Here is a 20,429-nt window from a genome sequence, read left to right on the forward strand (position 1 = left end):
GCCACTCCGACGTTCGGCCGCCGGTCGTGCTCGGCATTCGGCCATTCGACTCAGGGAAATATCCGGAAACGGTTGGTCGTCAGTCGAATGTGATCAAGTCCTTGAAGATCAATTGTCCCCAGTGATTTCCGCGCGCATGCACAAGGAGCCCGCCATCCGAAAGCCCGCCCAGTTTGATTGGCGCAAAACCGAGTTTCTCGGCAAGCGCGCCGATCTCCGCTGCTGCGGCGTCATCGTCGCTCGCCAGGAACACGACTCTCCTGCCACCATGTATCGCCGGGTCCTGGCCGAGGACGGCGGCAACCAGATGATTGAAGCCTTTCACCAGCCTGGCTCCGGTGAACGCGTTCGCGACGAAAACAGAGGAGGGCAGACCGCCCAGTTTCTCGAGCGGGGCCTGCGTGTTCATCACGTCGATAACCGTCTTTCCCTTCCAGTCGGGCAGTGCTTTCGCGACCTCCGGGTGCGACTCGAAACGGACAGCCAGAAAGAGGGTGTCCGCCTTGACGGCTTCCGCCAGGGTTTGGGGAATGATCGTGGGGCCGATCGCGGCCGCATCGGCCGCAAAGCTTTCCGGGTCGCGCGTGGTTGCAACGGCCACTTCGATGCCGTTGCGGGCGAACGCCTTGGCAAGTGCGTGGCCGATCTTGCCGAAGCCGATGATTGCGTAACGCATATGTTTCTCCTTCGTTTCCGTGCGCGCTCAGAGCTTGTAACCACCGCTCGCTTCAATCGTTTGGCCGGTCACCCAATAGCCATCATCGGAGGCCAGGAACGCCACGACGGCGGCGATTTCCGACGGCTCGCCGAAGCGGCCCAACGCGATCTGGGCCTCGGCCGCCTTGACGAGTTCGGGATTCTCCCGAACGGCGGCGTTGGCATCCGTTCGCGTGAAGCCCGGCGCGACGGCGTTTGCGGTGATGCCGCGCGGCCCGAGCTCGATGGCGAGCGTATGGGTCAGGGTATTGATGGCTGCTTTCGCCATTGAGTAGACGGGCGCTGCCGTCACGGGCTTCGTGGCGGCGGCGGAAGAAATGTTGATGATGCGGGCACCATCGGCGAGACGATCCAGAGCGGCCTGGATAATGAAGAAGGGCGCGCGGGCGTAGACCGCCATCAGGGTGTCCCAACTCTCCGGCGTCGCGTCCTTGAAGCCGACCCAGCCGGAATTGCCGGCGTTGTTGACCAGAATGTCGAGGGCTTTGGTTCCGTTCCGCCGGGTGAGTTCGTCGTCGAGTCTCTCGAACAAGGCCGGGACGGCCGCCGGATCAACGAGATCCGCGTGGATCGCGAACGCAGTGCCTCCCGCTTTCTCGATGGCTGCGATCGCCGCGTCCGCGCCGGATTGACTCGCGTTGTAGGTGAGTGCGACTGTCGCACCGTCCTTGGCGAGACGTTCGGCGATGGCGCGGCCGATGCCCCGTGAGGCGCCGGTCACGAGCGCAGTTTTGCCCTTCAACGATTGCGTCATGTGATCTTTCTCCTCAGAGTTGTGCCAGGCCACCGTCAACGGCAACGTCGCTGGCGGTCATGAAGCTGCTGTCCGACGACGCAAGGAAGGCGGCCACCGCCCCGATCTCCGCCGGATCGGCCATACGCTGGAGCGGCGTCATCGCCCCATAGGCCTTCTGGCCTTCCTCGCCCAGCGCCTCCTTGGCCAGTTCGGTCGCCGTCGCCCCGGGCGACAGCACGTTGACGCGGATGCCGGTGCCCTTCAGGTCCTCCGCCCAGGTCCGGGCGAGGTTGCGCACCGCTGCCTTGCTCGCGCTGTATGCCGTGAATCCCGCGGCTCCAGTGGTGCCGGCGCTCGATCCCGTCAGGATGATTGAACCGCCCTGGCCCATCAGCGGCAGCGCCGCCTGGACCGTGAAAATCGAACCCTTCACGTTGGTGTCGAAGATTTCGTCGATGTGTTCGGCGGTGATCTTGCCGAGCGGAAGCGGGCTTCCTGCCCCGGCGTTGGCGAACACGATGTCGAGCGTTCCGCGCTCCGCCTTCACCGCAGCGTAGAGCCGCTCGAGATCGGCCAGATCGGAAACCGAACCCTGCACCGCGCGGGCATGGGGCCCGAGGTCGGCTACGGCGGCGTCGAGCGCTGCCTGCCGCCGGCCGAAGATGAAGACGAAGGCGCCTTCGTCGATGAAGCGTCTTGCGGCGGCGCGGCCGATTCCGGTAGCGCCGCCGGTGATCACCGCGGTCTTTCCATTCAGTCTGTTCATGCCCTGCATCCTCGGAAACGAAAGTGACGAACATGATTCTGGACCGCTTGATTCATGAATCCAATTGACTGAATATCTATAGATACCATCTACTTTCTAGATAGATATGCTGGACAACGTCACCATCAACCAACTTCGGGCTTTTGTCGCGGTATGCGATCAGGGAAGCTTCTCCGGGGCTGCACGGCAGCTGAGGCGTGCACAGTCGGCAATCAGTCACGCGATCGGTGCGCTCGAAAGTGCCTTCGACGTGGTGCTGTTCGAGCGCAACACGCGCAAGGCGACGCTCACGGCGGCAGGCCGCAGCCTTCTGCCGGATGCGCGGGGGGTGATCTCGCGCACCGAGGAAATGAAGATGCGCGCGGTTGCCATTGCCGAAGCCGGGGTGCCCCAGGTCTCGATTGCCGTGGATACCTATTTTCCGCGTGCGCACCTGATTGAATGCCTGCGCATCCTGCAGGCGGACTTTCCAACCGCTGCAATCAATCTGCGGATGACGACCATGCAGGGTGGCGAGCGTCTGGTTTTCGACGGCACGTGCGCATTGGCAGTCACGATCATGGACGTGCCCGAGTTGAGCCAGGGCACCATCGAACGGCAGCATTTATGCGAAGCGCAAATGGTGACCGTCTGTGCCCCATCGCATCCGCTGGCCGCACTTGCGGGGCCGATCCCGCGGGAGGAATTCGGCCGGCACATCCAGCTCGTCGTAACGGACAATCAGCCCGATGCGGGAAAGAGCCAGCAAGGGGTCGCCAGCGAACGCCAGTGGTGGGTGAACGATCTCGGCGCGAAGCACGATCTGCTCAGGGGAGGCTTGTGCTGGGGGCACATGCCGCGCCATCTGGTCGAGGAAGACCTCGCGAAGGGGGCGCTGGTCGAACTCCGACGTCGCGCGTGGCACATGCGCTCGCTCACGTTCATGATCTCCCAGCGGCGCGGATACGCCTTTTCCGAATGCGAGACACGGCTGGTCGAACTCCTGGGCAATCGTCATCCCGTCTCGAAGGACGGGAAGGCCGAGGCCCGCGTGAAGCGCGGTCGCTGACGGGTTTGCCGGGGGTGTCGTGCGAACCGTGACGTGAGCGCCGGCCGAATCGGCCTTTGAAGAGGCACGCTCGGCTGCGCCCCCTCAAAAAATCGACCTTCCCGAATAAGTCGTCAGCCACTCCAGCGCGAGCGTGCCAGTGCGCCGGCTATATAAACCCACGTCAAAATATTCAATTCTTTAAAATCAAGCCACTCATGTATTGATTCAAATCGCGGAAATCCTGGACTGTCCAGGAGTGGGGCGGGAGTTTTACGCCGTTCTCTCGCAACGTTTTCGGAATCAGGTCCCCGTTGGGGCGAAGGATGACCGACGAGACAATCACGCCCGGATAATCGTTGAGTCGTTTTTTGAAGGCGGGCGTCGTGAGGTCGGGCGTGGGCGGGTTGCTTTTATTGGCCAGTGGCCCGGTGCCTCGGGCATCTGCTCCGTGGCACATCGAACATCTCGCCAGGAAGATCTTTTTCCCGTTATCGCTATCCGCGAAGGCGGGTGATGTTTGAGCCAGCAATACTATTCCCAGTGAAGCGACGAGGAGTATTTTCATTTTTCGTGGTTTTATTGTGTGAACTGCTGCCTGTCTCTGTGGGAGCGATTGCGGCCGAATGGCGAGTTCTCCATTGGGTGCGCCGATATTCACCTGGCAGCCTGGCGCCAGGTGAGGTGCGCCCAAACCCCGTCACCTCAAAAAATCGACCTTCCCGAATAAGTCGTCAACCACTCCAGCGCGAGCGTCCCCGTCAACGAGTTCCCGTTCGCATCGAGCCCCGGCGCCCACACGCACACGGCCATCTCGCCCGGCAGCACCGCGACGATCCCGCCGCCGACACCGCTTTTCGCGGGCAGCCCGACGCGATACACGAAATCCCCCGCCGCATCGTAGGTGCCGCAGGTCAGCATCAGCGCCGACAGCCGCTTCGCGGAACTCGAATCGACGATCCGCTCGCCGGTGACCGGCGCGACACCGCCGTTCGCGAGGAACAGCGCGGCGCGCGCGAGCTCGACGCAGTTCATCGTGATCGCGCACTGGCGGCAATACGCATCGATCACGATGTCGGGCGGCATCTGCATGTTGCCGAAGCTCGCCATGAAGTGCGCCATCGCGCGGTTGCGCTCCGCGTGCTGCAGCTCCGATTGCGCGACGCGCGAATCGTAGTCGATGTCGTTCGCGCCGATCAGCCGCCGCACGAATTCGACGAGTGCCGTCTCGGCCTTCACGAAGCGGCGGCACAGCACGTCGGTGACGACCAGCGCACCGGCGTTGATGAACGGATTGCGCGGCTTGCCGCGCTCGCTCTCGAGCTGCACCAGCGAGTTGAACGCGTTGCCGGAAGGCTCGCGGCCGACCCGTTCCCACAGTTCGTCGCCGAGCAGCTGGAACGCCAGCGTGCACGCGAACAGCTTCGAGATGCTCTGGATCGAGAAGCGCTCGTACGCATCGCCAACCGTGCAAACGTTTCCGTCCAGCGTGACGACGGCCATCCCGAACTTGTCGGCGGGCACTTTCGCGAGCTCGGGAATGTAATCGGCAACCCGGCCCTGGCCAATCCAGGGGGCGAGGTCGGTGTGGATGCGTTCGAGGATCGTCTGGTAATTCATCAAGTCAGGGGGGCAGGGCATGGCCCGGATTCTGGCGAGCCCGTATGGAACCGTCCCGGCGCCGATTCGTCAAGCGCGGCGCGATATCGCGCCCTTATTTTCAAGACGTCTAAACAGGCAATCGGCGGGCGCAGTATCATGCGGTACGTTTCGGCCGATGGCCGGCGTCCGGCACCGGCCGGCGCCGCCGTGGCTTCCTCGATGACCCGACCGCTGCCCATGTCTTTTCGCATCCTGCTCGTCGAAGACGACACCCGCCTGTCCACGCTGATCGCCGGCTACCTGCGCAAGAACGACTATGAAGTCGACACTGTGCTGCATGGTGACGCCGCGGTGCCGGCGATCCTGTCCATTCGTCCCGATCTCGTCATTCTCGACGTGAACCTGCCGGGCAAGGACGGCTTCGAAATCTGCCGCGAGGCACGCAAGCAGTACGACGGCGTGATCATCATGGTGACGGCGCGTGACGAGCCGTTCGACGAACTGCTCGGCCTCGAGTTCGGCGCGGACGACTACGTGCACAAGCCGGTCGAGCCGCGCATCCTGCTCGCGCGGATCAAGGCCCAGCTGCGCCGCGCGCCCGCGCGCGTGACCGAGAGCACCGCGCCGCAGCCCGAGCGTTACGCGTTCGGCAAGTTCTCGATCGACCGCACCGACCGCTCCGTCGTGCTGCCCGACGGCAGCACGCCCGACCTGACGTCGGCGGAATTCGACTTGTTGTGGGCGCTCGTCTGCCATGCGGGCGAAGTCGTCAGCCGCGACGACCTGATGCTGCAGTTACGCGGCGTCGAGTTCGACGGCCTCGACCGCACGATCGACGGGCGCATCTCGAAGCTGCGCCGCAAGCTGCGCGACGACGCGAGCAACCCGCAGCGGATCAAGACGATCCGCAGCAAGGGCTATCAATTCAGCAAGCACGCGTGGGAATGACGCGGCGTTCGCACGACGCCGTCACGTTCCACGTGGGTCTTCCACCCGCCGGCCGGGAGCCGAGATGATCCGACGAACCCGTTCGCACCCCGATGCACCGCCGTTGCCGACGCTGCGCTACGTCAAGTGGCGCTGGCTGCATTTCCGCCGCGCGTGGACCGACACGCGCGCCGATCGCATCCCGAGCTGGTCGCGCCTTTACGTGCGGACCTACCTCCATCTGCTTGGCCTCGTGCTGCTGACCGCGCTCGTGCCGGCGCTCGCGCTGTGCGTCGAACTGTCGCCGCAGGTCGTGTGGCATGCGTTCGACTCGCTGCCCGGCGACATCTGGATCGTGCTCGTCTTCGTGTTCGCCGCACCGGCACTCGCGGCATACCGGTGGATGCGGCCCGTGTGGTCGGATCTCGTGATGGTGCGCGAGCGCGCGATCGACTTCACGGGCGGACGCTTCAACACGCGTGCGCGCGAATCGCACAGCGTGATCATCGGCCCGCTCGCGCGGACGCTGAACGCGCTCGCGATGCGCATGGAACGGCTGATCGCCGCGCAGCGCGATCTGACGAACGGCATCTCGCACGAGCTGCGTACGCCGCTCGCGCGTGTGCGGTTCGCGCTCGAAATGCTGCGCGAACCGGGTTCCGCGGCCGAATACCAGGGCGCGCTCGAGAGCATCGCGCAGGACGTGACCGAGCTCGAAGAGCTGATCGACATGAGCCTCACGTATGCACGGCTCGAATACAGCTCGCTGCAGTCGAATCTCGAGTTGACGGCCCCCGTCGCGTGGTTCGAGCATCAGGTCAGCGATGCGCAACTGCTGTATCCGGAGCGCGCGATCGAGTCGCGCATCGCGATCGCGTCGGACCTGCGCGTGAAGATGGACCGGCGGCTGATGTCGTATGCGATGCGCAACCTGTTGCGCAACGCGAGCAAGTACGCGAAATCGCGGATCGTCGTCGGGATCGCGCTCGTGCACGGCAACATCGGAATCTTCGTCGAGGATGACGGCCCCGGCGTGCCGGAGAGCGAACGCGAACGAATCTTCGACGCATTCGTGCGCCTCGACCGCCGCACCGGCGGCTATGGCCTCGGCCTGTCGATCACGCGCCAGGTGCTCCATGCGCACAACGGCCGGATCGCGGTCGTCGATCCCGTCGAACTCGGCGGCGCGCGCTTCGAGATCAGCTGGCCGGTCTAACGATACGCCGCCCGGGCGCCGAGCCCCGTCAGTAACAACGGCACGACCGCACCCAGCCGCGCGGCGGATTCGAACGCGCCGCCGGCCTTTCCCGCCGTACCTTCCAGGTATCAATGCGTTCCAGCACCGCAATCGTCGCGTGACGATTCGTTTGGCACGCGCACGCGCTTTGCATTACGATTGCAATTGCAACTATATCGGCGGGCCGATCCACGACGGTGCAGGCGAGTGGCCCGCCACGCAGCAGTGAAGCCGGGGCCGCCATGATGGCTACCCCCTTGTTCATGCATTCCTGTCCGGGTCACACATCATGCGGCTTTTGAATATCGTGTCTTCTCCCCGCGGCGCCAGGTCGGCTTCGATCGCGGTCGCCAATGCCTTTGTCGACGCGTACCGGCAGACGGGCGCCACGATCGACGTCGATACGCTGAATGTCTGGGAGGAGGACTTGCCGGACTTCGACAGCGATGCGATCGGCGCCAAGTACAAGGGCGTCGCAAACGCGCCGATGGATGAGGCGGAGCAGTCGATCTGGCGGCGCATCCAGTCGCTCGTGAAGCGCTTTCAGGAGGCGGACCGGATCGTCGTGGGCGTGCCGATGTGGAATTTCGGCTATCCGTACAAGCTCAAGCAGCTGATCGATCTCGTCAGCCAGCGGAACATGCTGTTTACGTTCGACGGCAGCGCGTACGCGCCGTTGCTGGAGATTCCGCGCGCGCTGGTGATCCATGTTCGCGGGCAAAGCCGGGAGCCCGGTGCGGGCGCCGACAATCCCGGATTCCGGCATCAGGCCGACTACATCGAATTCTGGTTGAGGTTCATCGGCGTGAGCGAAGTCAGGAGCCTGACCGTCGAACACACGTGGGGCGCGCGGGCCAGCGACAGCATCGAACGGGCACAAGCCCGCGCGGTCACGATGGCGGCGGAGTTCTGACCCGGCCGGGCGGCGCGAGGCAGACGCGGAGGCCGCCGGAGCGGCATCCGCGCACGCTCAATAGGTACGGCCGAGCTGCAGGTAGAAGTTGCGGCGGCCGCTGGGCGCGAGCGCGACGCCGATGTACACGGGCCCGAACGCGGTCGACAGGCTCGTGAAGAACGTATAGCTCTGCTTGAGCGCACCGCCGCCGATCTGCTGGCCGCTCGACCAGACGTTGCCGACTTCCGCGCTGGCGCCCACCGACAGCGCCTTGATCGGCGATGCGTTGAACGTCATCAGCTGGTTCATGTAGGTCACCTGCGCATACGCGAGTTCGTTGCCGTTCAACTGGTCGGCCGCATACGCGGACAGATGCTGGAAGCCGCCGAGCGTGAAATTGAACGCGTTGATCAGGTTGGTGCCGCCGATGCTCTTGCCGCCTTCGATCGTCGCGCTGACGCTGTGCCGGCCGAACTGCTGCGCAACCATCGCCTTGCCGTAGATCTCGGTGTAGGGCGCGTTGTTGATGCTGTCGTCGAAGTTCGACGCCGAGCCCCCGTTGCGCGAGACCAGCGAGCGTTCGATACGCAGCTCGGTGAAATAGCCCTTGCGCGGGAACAGCGGATCGTCGAGCTGGTCGATGACGAGCCGCGCGCGCGCGGTCAGCGCCTGCGACGTGAAGCTCGGCCACAGCAGCGACTGGCCGCTGCCGTCGTCGAACGGCAGGTTGTAGGTTGGCGAGCCGTGCCCGGTCACGTAACCGAGGCCGATCCGGAAATCGCCGAGGCGTCCGATCGGCAGGCCAAGATCGAGCCCGGCGCGCGCGGTCTGCATCAGGTACTGCGTGATCTTCACGTCGCCGCTGTCGTCGTACAGGTTCGCGTAGCGGCGCTGGTATTCCGCGTACGGCGACAGATAGACGCCGTAGGCCATCGACAGCGGCTGGCGGAACTCGATGCGCGCCGATTGCAGGTCGCTGCCGATCGTCGTGTCCGCGCGGAATTCGAGCCCGGATTCGGTGAGCCATGGCCGCCGGTAGCCGACGTGCAGGCGAAAGCCGCCCTCGTCGGTCGAACTGCTCGACATGCCGAGCCCGAACAGCAGGAAATTCGGCCCCCAGTATTTCTCGCGCGCATCGATCTCGAGCACGTTTTCGTCGCCGCGGCTCACGATCTGCTGCGTGACGCTCTCGAAGTTGCCGCCCGTCGTGAGCCCGAGCAGATCCTTGCTGACTGTGTCCGGATCGTAGGTGTCGCCGGGTTTCACGTGCAGCGCGTTGCTGACGACCCGCTTCGGTACGCCGCCGGTGGTCTTGATGTCGATGCGCGTGATGCGGATCGGCGGCGGCAGCGGCTGCGCGTGCGCAGACCGGTAGGCCGCGTACTGTTCCGGCGTGAGCGCGAAGCGCTTCAGCTTCGGCAGCGCCGCGGTCGCGGCGGCAGCGCCTGCGGCGATCGCCTGCTTCGCATTCTGGAAATCGGTGAACGCGAGCGAGCCGAGGTCCGGCGTGAGCAGCACGTCCTGCGCGTCGAGCTGCTTGCGCTGCGCGGTCACGTTCTGGCGGATCAGGATGCCGACCATCTGCTGCATCACGTCGGCGGGCGACGCGAGCGCGTCGAGCGGGCGCAGTTGCGAGCCGATGTCGACCGCGATCACGACGTTCGCGCCCATCTGCCGCGCGGTGTCGACGGGCAGGTTGCTGACGAGCCCGCCGTCCACGAGCGCGCGCCCGTTGATTTCGGCCGGCGCGAACAGGCCCGGCATCGCCATGCTCGCGCGGATCGCGAGCGGCAGCGAGCCGTGGTCGAGCACCACCATCTGGCCCGTCTGCAGGTCGGTCGCGACCGCGCGGTACGGGATCGGCAGGCGGTCGAACGGCTGGTTGGTCGGCACGGCGGCCGTCCAGCTCGCGAGCAGCGCCTGCAGCCGGTTGCCCTGCACGAGGCCGACCGGCACCTTCACGCCTTTCTTGCCGAAGCCGAGCGTGAGCCCGTTGATGTACAGGCGCTCGTCCTCCCGGCTGGTTTGCGGCAGGTCCGCGCGCTCCGTCACGTCGAACGCGATGTCGGCGAGGTTGACCTCCGACAGCCGCTTCTGCATCTCGCCGGCGGCCATGCCGCTCGCGTACAGGCCGCCGACCACGGCGCCCATGCTGGTGCCGGCGATGCAGTCGATCGGGATGCGGTTGTCTTCCAGTACCTTCAGGACCCCGAGATGCGCGTAGCCGCGCGCGCCGCCGCCGGACAGCACGAGGCCGACCGACGGGCGGCCGGCCGGGCCGCCGTCGGCGTCGCAGGTGTGCCCGGATGCGGCGGGCGCGGCAGCCGGCGCGCTGGCGGCAGCGACCGGCGCGGCGATCGGGGCGGCGGAGGTGACCGCGGCCGCGGCGGCGGAGTCGGCGGCCGGCAGCGGTTGCGCGGCGACCGTGCAGCACCAGAAGGCGACGAGCGTCGTGCAAAGCGGGCGCACCCGCGCCCAGCGGAAGGAAACGGTCGCTGTCATGGAGGAAATACCTGGCGTGATCGGGCGTCTGAGGCCTGCCGGGAGCAGGCAAGACCGAGAGATTACCGTGTTTTACAGGCGCAATGCGAGAGGCTGTCGCGTAGCCGGATGCATCCTGGCCGGCACTTTTGACAATTGTTTCGCGAAAAAATCATCGGAATTGCCTAAAGTATCGGAACGATTTGCCGCTAAGTTCGTGATCGGGCGGCATGGACGCGTGGCAAAATGCAGCGCGGCTGCCCTGGTCCGTTCGATTACAAAGGTTTGATATGTCGACACCGCTGTTCGGAAAGTTGTTTGCGCAACCCGTTGCGATCGACCCTGGAACGGCGAGTACGCGGATTTATACGCACGAACGCGGCGTGGTGCTGAACCAGCCGTCGGTCGTCTGCTTCCGCAAGGCCGGTGCCGGTGCGACCGACGCGCGGCCGACGCTCGAGGCCGTCGGCGAGCTCGCGAAGGCGCTGCTCGGCCGCGAACCGGGGCATCTCGAAGCCGTGCGGCCGATGCGGCACGGCGTAATTGCCGACGCGCACGCGGCCGAGCAGATGATCCGCAGCTTCATCGACATGTCGCGCACGCGTTCGCGCTTCGGCCGCCGCGTCGAAGTCACGTTGTGCGTGCCCTCCGACGCGACGGCCGTCGAGCGCCGCGCGCTCCGCGAGGCCGCCTTCGCCGCGGGTGTATCGGAGGTCGAACTGATCGAGGAATCGCTCGCGGCCGGGCTCGGCGCGGGCTTGCCGGTGACCGAGCCGGTCGGCTCGATGGTCGTCGACATCGGCGGCGGGACCACCGAAGTCGCGGTGATCTCGCTCGGCGGCATCGTCTACCGCGAGGCGATTCGCGTGGGCGGCAACCAGTTCGACGCGGCGATCGTCAACCATGTGCGCAACCTGTATGGCGTGCTGCTCGGCGAACAGACGGCCGAACACGTGAAGCAGACGATCGGCTCGGCCACCAGCGCGGTGCCGCGCCGGTCGACGCGCGCGGTCGGGCGGGGTGTCGGCGACGGGCTGCCGCGCTCGATCGAACTGTCCAACCACGACGTGGCGGACGCGCTGGCCGCGCCGCTCAAACAGGTGATCGGCGCGGTGAAGTCGGTGCTGGAGAACGCGCCGGCCGAACTCGTGACCGACATCGCGAATCGCGGCGTGGTGCTGACGGGCGGCGGCGCGCTGCTCGCGGATTTCGAGCGCCTGCTGTACGACGAGACGGGGCTCGTCGCCCGGATCGCCGACGAGCCGGCCACCTGCGCGGTGCGCGGCGCAGGCGAGGCGATGGGGCGGCTCACGATGTGTCAGGCCGACTGATCCGGGTCGTGCCGGCCAGGCGCCGCCGAGCGGCGCGCGCATTGACACGCTTTCGATCTCCGTATTGCGTACCCGCGTCGCCGGGTGCGTGTCTCCAGTCGACTTTCAGGAACGCCGTTCGCTGTCCGGCATCGGTCCGTTGCGTGGACACCCGAACGCGCACCATGCTAGCGTTACGCGCCCGTCCGGGGCCGGGCTAGCCGCTACGCCCGACGACCTGAGAGACCAAAAACCTTGAAAAACCACACCAAACGGGGCCTGTCTGCCCGCCTGGGCCGCCTGCTGGCCGTCGTCGCCAGCCTCTGGATCGTCGCGGCCGTTGCACTCGTCGCGTACGGGATGCGGATGCCGAGCGAGCCGGCCGACGTCGCCGTGATCTTCGGCAACGCGCTCGACGAGGCCGGCGCGCCGAAGCCCGTGCTCGCCGCCAGGCTCGACGTGGGCGTGCGCTGCTACCGCACGGGGCAGTGCCCGGCGTTCCTCGTCAGCGGCGCGATCGACGGCCCGGGGCTGAACGAGGCGACCGCGATGCGCGACTATCTCGTGGCGCGCGGCGTGCCGGCCGACCGGATCGCGGTCGACGACCAGGGCGACAACACGCTCGCGACCGCGCAGCACACGCTCGCCTATCTGCAGGCGCATCACGTGTCGCGCGTGCTGATCGTCAGTCAGTATTACCACCTCGCGCGGGCGCGCCTCGCGTTCGAGCGCGTCGGCATCGCGCGGGCGGACATCTCCGCCGCGTATCCGCGCCGTTTCCAGTTGCGCGACGTCTATTCGAGCTGGCGCGAAGTGCCGGCGTACGCGGTGTATGCGGTGCGGCTGTGGGTGAACCCCGATGCGCGGCCCGTCTCGTTCCGGCCGATGCTTTATCTGATGAGCCTGTTTAAGTAACGGGGGATGGCGTTCGGCCGATGCGCGACGGAAATCTAAAGGATCGGGTAATTGCCGGATTTGCTTTATTTCGTCTGATGAATGGCGGCGTGGAGATTTATCTCGTGTCGATATTTTTCGGGCGTGCGAATATTGCGTTGCAATAAATAATCGTGTTAATCGCGCCGATATCGGTATTTTCACTGATACGGTGATTCCCGTATTTTTTGAGGAATATCAAACCGGTTGACAAGCGGCATACGAAATTACCTGTCTGAAGTGCTCCGATAAGTAAAAAATGCGCGCTCATTGCATCCCCCGATATGCAAGGGTAAAGATCGACTGGAAAAGCCTGTTTTTTTGAGCTAGCCTTGTCTGACAAAAGCAGGGCGGTAATCAAATCAACCAGAAAATCGCTGCAGAAGAAACAGGGGCCACCGACATGTCATTCGACTAGTTTCACGCCTGCCTGCCCGGGGCAATTAAAGATTCGTCCTTGAATTAATCGGCGTCGCATCGCGGCAGCCGGGGGCACGCTTTTGTCCGCGATTATCTGCGGCCGGCTGTTCGATTTCACGGTAATGCCAATTCCAATAACATAATTGAGGGAAAGCATGAATCTTGCACGTTCGAAAAAATCCGGCGAACCGTTTCCGAAATTGTTATTGCCGACGGGTGTTTTTCTGGCGCTGTCCGGCGCCGGTATCGTGCCCGCCTATGCGACCTGTACCACCGCGGGCACGACGGTGACCTGCTCCGGGGTCGCCAACCCGCTTGCGCCGAGCTATTCGAACAGCGCAAACAATATAAACGCGACCGTCAACCCCGGCGCGAGCGTTGGCGTGCTGCTCGGCGTCGGTGGCACCGCGATGTCGCTGACGGGCAGCAATACGCAGCTGACCAACAACGGCACGATCGACCCGTCGGCGCTCGGCACCGGGCTCGGCGTGCTGTCGAGCGGCGCGGTGATCGGCAACGCGGCGGCGAGCGCCGGCACCACCGTCACCAACAACGGCACGATGAACGGCTCGACCGGCGTGGCGATCAGCGGCGTGACGGGCATGGCGCTGTCGGTCCAGAACGGCACCGGCGGCACGTCGACGATCAACAACACCGGCACGATCGGCTCGAACCCGCTGGTCGGCGCGACCCTCACCGGCGCGGATGCGCCCGTGGTCGCCGCGTACGGCGGCGCCACGGTCAACATGACGAACAGCGGGACGATCACCGGCCGCGTGTCGCTCGGTTCGAACGGCACACCCGGGGCGGGTAATACGTTCGTCAACTCGGGCACGATCAACGGCAGCGTGTCGATGGGTGCGAACAGCACGAACTCGTTTACCGCGGTGACGGGCTCGTCGGTCAACACGGCCGGCGGCATCGGGGGCGCGTTCAACATCACGGTCGGCCCGGTCACGCTCGGCGTTGCCGCGACGGGCACGGTCGATGGCGGTGCGGGCGGCGACAACACGCTCAAGCTGCAGCAGGGGGCCGGCGCGAACGGCACGATCGCGGTCAACAACTACATCAACTTCAATCACCTGAACGTCCAGAGCGGCAACTGGACGATCAATGGCGCATCGACCGCGCAGGACGCAACGCTGGCGGGCGGCGTCGCGATCATCAACAACAACGCGTCGCTCGGCACGGGCACCATCACGGCCACCGGCGGCGCGCTGCAGGCAGGCACAGCCGGGCTCAACGTCAGCAACGACGTGGCGCTCAACGCGGGCGGGCTGACGGTGCAGGGCTCGACCGGGCTCACGCTGTCGGGCACGGTGTCGGGCGGCGGCGCGCTGACGAAGAACGACGGCGGCACGCTGACGCTGTCCGGCGCGAACACCTACACGGGCGGCACGAACCTGAACGCTGGCGGCATCGTGGTCGGCAACAACGGGGCGCTCGGCACCGGTGCGCTGAACGTCAACGGCTCGGCCACGCTCGACTCGAGTACGAACGCGACGCTCAACAACACCGTCAACCTCGCCACGGGCACGACGCTGACGGTCGGCGGCAGCAACAATCTCGGGCTGGCCGGCAACATCAACGGCAGCGGCGGCCTCGTGAAGAACGGTGCGGCCACGCTGACGCTGAATGGCACGAACGCCTACACCGGCGACACGACGATCAACGCCGGCACGCTGGCGCTGGGCGCGGGCGGCAGCCTGTCCGCGAGCGGCACGGTGAACCTGACCGGCGCGGGCGCGACGTTCGACCTGAGCGGCGCATCCGGTACGCAGGCGATCGGTGCGCTGGCGGGCGCGGCCGGCACCAACGTGAACCTCGGCGGCAATTCGCTGACGCTGAACGGCAGCGGCAATGCGACTTACGCCGGCTCGATCGGCGGCACGGGCGGCGTCACGCTCACGGGCACCGGCACGCAGACGCTGTCCGGCGCGAACACCTATTCGGGCGGCACGACCCTGAACGGCGGCAACCTTTCCGTCGGCAGCAATACGGCGCTCGGCCTCGGCGCGGTGAACGTGAACGGCTCGTCGACGCTCGACGCGACCACCAGCGTGTCGCTCGCGAACGGTGTCAACATCGCCACCGGCACGACACTGACACTCGGCGGCAGCACGAATCTCGGCCTGAGCGGCACGGTCTCGGGCGGCGGCGGTCTCGTGAAGAACGGCGCGGCGACCGTGACGCTGTCCGGCGCGAACAACTACGCCGGCGGCACGACCCTGAACGCAGGCGGCCTGGTGCTCGGCAACAATGCCGCGCTCGGCACGGGCGCGCTGACCGTCGGCGGCGCGGCGACGCTCGATACGAACACGAACCTGTCGGTCAACAACGCAGTCAACCTCAACACCGGTTCGACGCTGACCCTGGGCGGCAGCAATGCCCTCACGCTGAACGGCGGCATCACCGGCGCGGGCGCTCTCGTGAAGGACGGCGCGGCGACCACGACGTTGACGGCCGCGAACACCTACACGGGCGGCACGACGATCAACGCCGGCACGCTGGCGATCAACGGGGGCGGCAGCCTGGCGGCGACCGGCGCGGTGAACCTGGCCGGCGCGGGTGCGACGCTCGACGTGAGCGCCGCGACCGGTGCGCAGTCGATCGGTGCGCTATCGGGTGTCGCGGGGACGAACGTCGCGCTCGGCGGTAACGGGCTGACGCTGGGCGGGACCGCCAGCGGCACCTTCAGCGGCGCGATCGGCGGCACCGGCAGCCTGACGCTGGCGGGCACCGGCACGCAGACGCTGAACGGCGCGAGCACCTATTCGGGCGGCACGAACCTGAACGGCGGCAGCAGCGTGGTGCTCGGCGACAACAGCGCGCTCGGTACCGGCACGGTGAACGTTGCAGGCGCGGCAACGCTCGATACGAACGCGAGCCTGTCGGTCACCAACGCGGTCAATCTTGCGAACGGTTCGACGCTGACGCTGGGCGGCAGCAATGCGCTCGCGTTGAGCGGCGGCATTTCCGGCGCGGGCGGTCTCGTGAAGAATGGCCCGGCGACCACGACGCTGACGGGCGCGAACACCTACACGGGCGGCACGACGATCGACGCGGGCACGCTGGCGGTGGGCGCGGGCGGCAGCCTGGCGGCGACGGGCGCGGTGAACCTGGCAGGCGCGGGCGCGGCGCTCGACCTCAGCACGGCGACCAGTGCCCAGACGATCGGTGCGCTGTCGGGTGTCGCGGGGACGCTCGTCAACATGGGCGGCAACGGGCTGACGCTGGGCGGGACCGCCAGCGGCACCTTCAGCGGCGTGATCGGCGGGACGGGCAGCCTGACGCTGGCCGGCACCGGTACGCAGACCCTGACGGGCGCGAACGTCTATACGGGCGGCACGAACCTGAACAGCGGTGGCCTGGTGCTCGGCAACACCGGGGCGCTCGGCGGCGGCGCGCTGAACGTCGGCGGCGCGGCGACGCTCGACACGAGCGCGAGCCTGTCGGTCAACAACGCGGTCAATCTCGGCACGGGCGCGACGCTGACGCTCGGCGGCAGCAACGCGCTCACGTTGAACGGCGGCATCACCGGCGCGGGTGCCCTCGTGAAGGACGGCGCGGCGACGACGACGCTGACGAGCGCGGCCACCTACACGGGCGGCACGACGATCAACGCGGGCACGCTGGCGCTCGGCGCCGGCGGCAGCCTGGCGGCGACGGGTGCGGTAAACGTGGCCGGCGTGGGCGCGACACTCGACCTGAGCGGTGCGACGGGCGCACAGACGATCGGCGCACTGAGCGGTGTCGCCGGCTCGGCCGTGAACCTCGGCGGCAACGGGCTGACGTTGAGCGGGACCGCCAGCGGCAATTTCGGCGGCGCGATCGGCGGTACCGGCGGCCTGACCGTGGCCGGTACGGGCACGCAAACGCTGTCCGGTTCGAACACGTACACGGGCGGCACGACGATCAACGGCGGCAGCACGTTGGCGCTGGGCGCGGGCGGCAGCCTCGCGTCGGGCAGCGCGGTGACGCTCGCCGGCACGGGCGCGACGTTCAACCTGAGCGGCGCATCGGGCGCGCAGACGCTCGGCGTGCTGAGCGGCGGCGCAGGCACGAACGTCAACCTCGGCGCGAATACGCTCACGCTGAACGGCAGCGGCAACAACACGTTCGGCGGCGCGATCGGCGGCACCGGCGGCGTGACGTTCGCGGGCGCCGGCACGCAGACGCTGACGGGCGCGAACACCTACACCGGTGTTACGACCATCAACGGCGGCAGCACGCTGGCGTTGGGCGCAGGCGGCAGCCTCGCGTCGGGCAGCGCGGTGAATCTGGCCGGCACGGGCGCGACCTTCAACGTGAGCGGTGCGACGGGCGCGCAGACGATCGGTGCGCTGAGCGGCGGCGCCGGCACGAACGTGAACCTCGGCACGAATGCGTTGACCTTGAACGTCAGCGGCAACGCCGCATTCGGCGGGACGATCGGCGGTGCGGGCGGCGTGACGGTTGCCGGCAGCGGCACACAAACGCTCACGGGCGCGAACACCTACACGGGCGGCACGACCATCAACGGCGGCAGCACGCTGGCGTTGGGTGCGGGCGGCAGTCTTGCGTCGGGCAGCGCGGTGAACCTCGCCGGCACGGGCGCGACGTTCAACCTGAGCGGTGCATCGGGACCGCAGACGCTCGGCACGCTGTCCGGCGGCACCGGCACGAACGTGAACCTCGGCGCCAATGCGCTCACGCTGAACGGCGCCGGCAACAACACGTTCGGCGGCGCGATCGGCGGCACCGGCGGCGTGACGTTCGCGGGCGCCGGCACGCAGACGCTGACGGGCGCGAACACCTACACGGGCGGCACGACCATCAACGGCGGCAGCACGCTGGCGCTGGGTGCGGGCGGCAGCCTCGCGTCGGGCAGCACGGTGAATCTGGCCGGCACGGGCGCGACCTTCAACGTGAGCGGTGCGACGGGCGCGCAGACGATCGGTGCGCTGTCCGGCGGCGCCGGCACGAACGTCAACCTCGGCACGAATGCGCTCACGCTGAGCGGCAGCGGCAACGGCACGTTCGGCGGCGCGATCGGCGGCGCGGGCGGCGTGACATTCGCGGGCGCCGGCACGCAGACGCTCACGGGCGCAAACACCTACACGGGCGGCACGACCATCAACGGCGGCAGCACGCTGGCACTCGGTGCGGGCGGCAGCCTCGCGTCGACGGGCGCGGTGAATCTCGCGGGCACGGGTGCGACGTTCGACGTGAGCGGTGCGACGGGCACACAGACGATCGGCACGTTGAACGGCGCGGCCGGCGCGACCGTCAATCTCGGCGCCAATGCACTGACGTTGAACGGCAGCGGCAACGGCACGTTCGGCGGGACGATCGGCGGGGCGGGCGGCGTGACGATCGCGGGCACCGGCGTCCAGACGCTGACGGGCGCGAACACGTACACGGGCGGCACCACGATCGCGGCCGGCGGCGCGCTGCAACTCGGCAACGGCGGCACGTCGGGCAGCATCGCCGGCAATGTCGTCGACAACGGCGCGCTGATCGTCAATCAATCCGGCAACGTGACGATCGCCAGCGTGCTGTCCGGCACCGGCTCGCTCACGCAGGCCGGCAGCGGACAACTGACGCTGACGGGCACCAGCACACTGAGTGGTCCGACCACGGTCAGCGCGGGCACGCTCGCCGTCAACGGGTCGCTCGGCCAGTCGACCGTGACCGTGCAGAACGGTGCGACGGTCACGGGCACCGGCACGATCGGCGGCCTCGTGGTGCAGGGTGGCGCGACGGCGGCCGCGTCGCAGCCGGGCGCGGCGCTGAACGTGGGCGGCAACGTCACGTTCCAGCCGGGCTCGACGTTCCAGGTCGCGGCCTCGCCGCAGCAAAGCGGCAGTCTCGCGGCAACCGGCACGGCGACGCTGAACGGCGGCACCGTGCAGGTGCTCGCGAACCAGAGCGGCTACCAGCCGAGCACGACCTATACGATCCTCACCGCAGGGTCGGGCGTGCAGGGCACGTTCAGCCAGGTGAGTTCGAACTACGCTTTCCTCGCGCCGACGCTCAGCTACGATCCGGATCACGTATACCTGCAACTGGTCTCGAACGGTACCGCGTTCTCCGATGTCGCGACGACGCCGAACCAGCGCTCGGTCGCGGCCGCGCTCGGCGGGCTTGGCGCCGGCAACCCGCTGTACGACGCCATGCTGACGACCGACGCGACGACCGCACGCCGCGCTTACGGGCTGCTCGACGGCGAACTGCAGGCGAGCCTGAAGAGCACGCTGCTGCTCGACAGCCGCTACGTGCGCGACGCGGTGACCGATCGCGTCCGCCAGGGCCTCGCGCCCGGATCGGGTCCGCTCGCCGCGCTGTCGTCGGGTGGCGCGGCCCTGTGCGGCGACAACACGGCCGGCGCGGTCGACCCGACGCTGCCGCCGGAGCGCCGGATCGGCTCGCGCGACGGCTGCTACGGAGGCACGCCTTACCAGCCGGTCGTCTGGGGGCAGGCGTTCGGCGGCCGCAGCCGGCTCACCGGCGACGGCAACGCGTCGACGGTCAACCGCAGCATGACGGGCTTCATCGCCGGTGCCGACATGGCGCTCAACGACAAGTGGCGTGCGGGCCTCGCCGCAGGCGTCACGCACAGCTCGCTCGACAACGACCAGAGTTCGTCGGCGTCGGTGAACAGCTACTACCTGTCGCTGTACGGCGGCGCGCAGTACGGCGCACTCGGTGTGCGCGGCGGCGCGTCGTACACGTGGTACCGCATCAACAGCGACCGTTCGCCGGGCTTCGCGGGCTTCTCCGATCACGATTCGGCCGGTTACGACGCGAATTCGGCGCAGGTGTTCGGCGAAGTCGGCTACGCGCTGCCGGTCGGGCCCGTGGCGATCGAACCGTTCGCGGGCCTCGCGTATGTGAACCTTCACACCGACGGCTATACCGAAACCGGTGGCGCGGCCGCGCTGCGCGCCGGCGGCGAGACGACGCACGTCGGCTTCTCGACCCTCGGCGTGCGCGCGGCGTCGCAGCTCGGCTCGATCGCGAGCGGCACGTTCACCGCGCGCGGGACGGTCGGCTGGCGGCATGCGTTCGGCAACGTGACGCCGTCGTCGGCGTTCACGTTCGCGAACGGCGGCACGTCGTTCCAGGTATCGGGCGTGCCGATTGCTCGCGACAGCGCCGTGCTCGAGGCCGGCATCGACGCGAACATCACGAAGCGCCTGACGCTCGGCCTCACGTACAGCGGCCAGTACGGCAGCGGCGTGCGCGACAACGCCATCCTCGGCAACATCCTGTGGAAGTTCTGACCAGCGCCTGACGTGCCTGCGCGATGCCATGCGGCGACGGCCACGTCGCATGGCATCGCGTCTTTTTCCTCGCTGCGCACGTTCCCCGTTCTGTCCTATCCTGTGCGAGACAC

Annotated in this window: 13 protein-coding genes; 7 read left to right on the forward strand and 6 right to left on the reverse strand. The window is 67.2% G+C overall.

What is annotated here, in order from left to right; all coding sequences use genetic code 11:
* Positions 1–79 precede the first annotated feature (79 nt).
* Genes FFS49_RS02595 through FFS49_RS02605 form a run of 3 tightly spaced genes read right to left on the reverse strand, consistent with a single transcriptional unit; the run spans position 80 to position 2,219 of the window.
* Positions 80–676, reverse strand: coding sequence for an NAD(P)-binding domain-containing protein (locus FFS49_RS02595; protein ID WP_105818190.1), 597 nt, complete (start codon positions 674–676; stop codon positions 80–82).
* A 27-nt stretch (positions 677–703) separates the two neighbouring features.
* Complete coding sequence (locus FFS49_RS02600) at positions 704–1,471, reverse strand: SDR family oxidoreductase (protein ID WP_071332156.1); 768 nt, start codon at positions 1,469–1,471, stop codon at positions 704–706.
* Between the two features lie 13 nt (positions 1,472–1,484).
* On the reverse strand, positions 1,485–2,219 hold the full coding sequence (locus FFS49_RS02605; RefSeq protein ID WP_105818189.1) for an SDR family oxidoreductase: 735 nt from the start codon (positions 2,217–2,219) through the stop codon (positions 1,485–1,487).
* A gap of 106 nt (positions 2,220–2,325) precedes the next feature.
* Between FFS49_RS02605 and FFS49_RS02610 the strand changes: the two genes are divergently transcribed.
* Positions 2,326–3,267, forward strand: coding sequence for a LysR family transcriptional regulator (locus FFS49_RS02610; protein ID WP_071332157.1), 942 nt, complete (start codon positions 2,326–2,328; stop codon positions 3,265–3,267).
* A gap of 172 nt (positions 3,268–3,439) precedes the next feature.
* On the opposite strand, the gene FFS49_RS02615 is transcribed toward FFS49_RS02610, so the two are convergent.
* Positions 3,440–3,814 (reverse strand): cytochrome c, encoded by a 375-nt coding sequence (locus tag FFS49_RS02615; RefSeq protein ID WP_076841335.1) that lies wholly within the window; start codon positions 3,812–3,814, stop codon positions 3,440–3,442.
* A 137-nt stretch (positions 3,815–3,951) separates the two neighbouring features.
* Positions 3,952–4,866, reverse strand: a complete 915-nt coding sequence (locus tag FFS49_RS02620; RefSeq protein WP_105818188.1) for a glutaminase — start codon at positions 4,864–4,866, stop codon at positions 3,952–3,954.
* 219 nt (positions 4,867–5,085) lie between these two features.
* On the opposite strand from FFS49_RS02620, the gene FFS49_RS02625 reads away from it, so the two are divergent.
* From FFS49_RS02625 to FFS49_RS02635, 3 genes are all read left to right on the forward strand, one after another.
* A complete protein-coding gene (locus FFS49_RS02625) occupies positions 5,086–5,796 on the forward strand; it encodes a response regulator (protein ID WP_039366515.1) in 711 nt (236 codons plus the stop codon).
* Positions 5,797–5,860: 64 nt separating this feature from the next.
* Positions 5,861–6,991, forward strand: a complete 1,131-nt coding sequence (locus FFS49_RS02630; protein WP_039366517.1) for an ATP-binding protein — start codon at positions 5,861–5,863, stop codon at positions 6,989–6,991.
* A 310-nt stretch (positions 6,992–7,301) separates the two neighbouring features.
* Positions 7,302–7,925: an NAD(P)H-dependent oxidoreductase gene (locus FFS49_RS02635; RefSeq protein WP_105818187.1), complete on the forward strand. Its 624-nt coding sequence runs from the start codon at positions 7,302–7,304 to the stop codon at positions 7,923–7,925.
* A 57-nt stretch (positions 7,926–7,982) separates the two neighbouring features.
* On the opposite strand, the gene FFS49_RS02640 is transcribed toward FFS49_RS02635, so the two are convergent.
* Positions 7,983–10,409: a patatin-like phospholipase family protein gene (locus tag FFS49_RS02640; protein ID WP_105818186.1), complete on the reverse strand. Its 2,427-nt coding sequence runs from the start codon at positions 10,407–10,409 to the stop codon at positions 7,983–7,985.
* Between the two features lie 269 nt (positions 10,410–10,678).
* Between FFS49_RS02640 and FFS49_RS02645 the strand changes: the two genes are divergently transcribed.
* From FFS49_RS02645 to FFS49_RS02655, 3 genes are all read left to right on the forward strand, one after another.
* On the forward strand, positions 10,679–11,719 hold the full coding sequence (locus tag FFS49_RS02645; protein WP_039366525.1) for a rod shape-determining protein: 1,041 nt from the start codon (positions 10,679–10,681) through the stop codon (positions 11,717–11,719).
* Positions 11,720–11,953: 234 nt separating this feature from the next.
* Complete coding sequence (locus FFS49_RS02650; RefSeq protein WP_105818185.1) at positions 11,954–12,613, forward strand: YdcF family protein; 660 nt, start codon at positions 11,954–11,956, stop codon at positions 12,611–12,613.
* A 593-nt stretch (positions 12,614–13,206) separates the two neighbouring features.
* Positions 13,207–20,316: an autotransporter-associated beta strand repeat-containing protein gene (locus FFS49_RS02655; RefSeq protein ID WP_137950992.1), complete on the forward strand. Its 7,110-nt coding sequence runs from the start codon at positions 13,207–13,209 to the stop codon at positions 20,314–20,316.
* Positions 20,317–20,429: the final 113 nt, after the last annotated feature.

Source organism: Burkholderia sp. 4NA327C6 (genome assembly GCF_005502655.1).
GTDB lineage: Bacteria > Pseudomonadota > Gammaproteobacteria > Burkholderiales > Burkholderiaceae > Burkholderia > Burkholderia contaminans.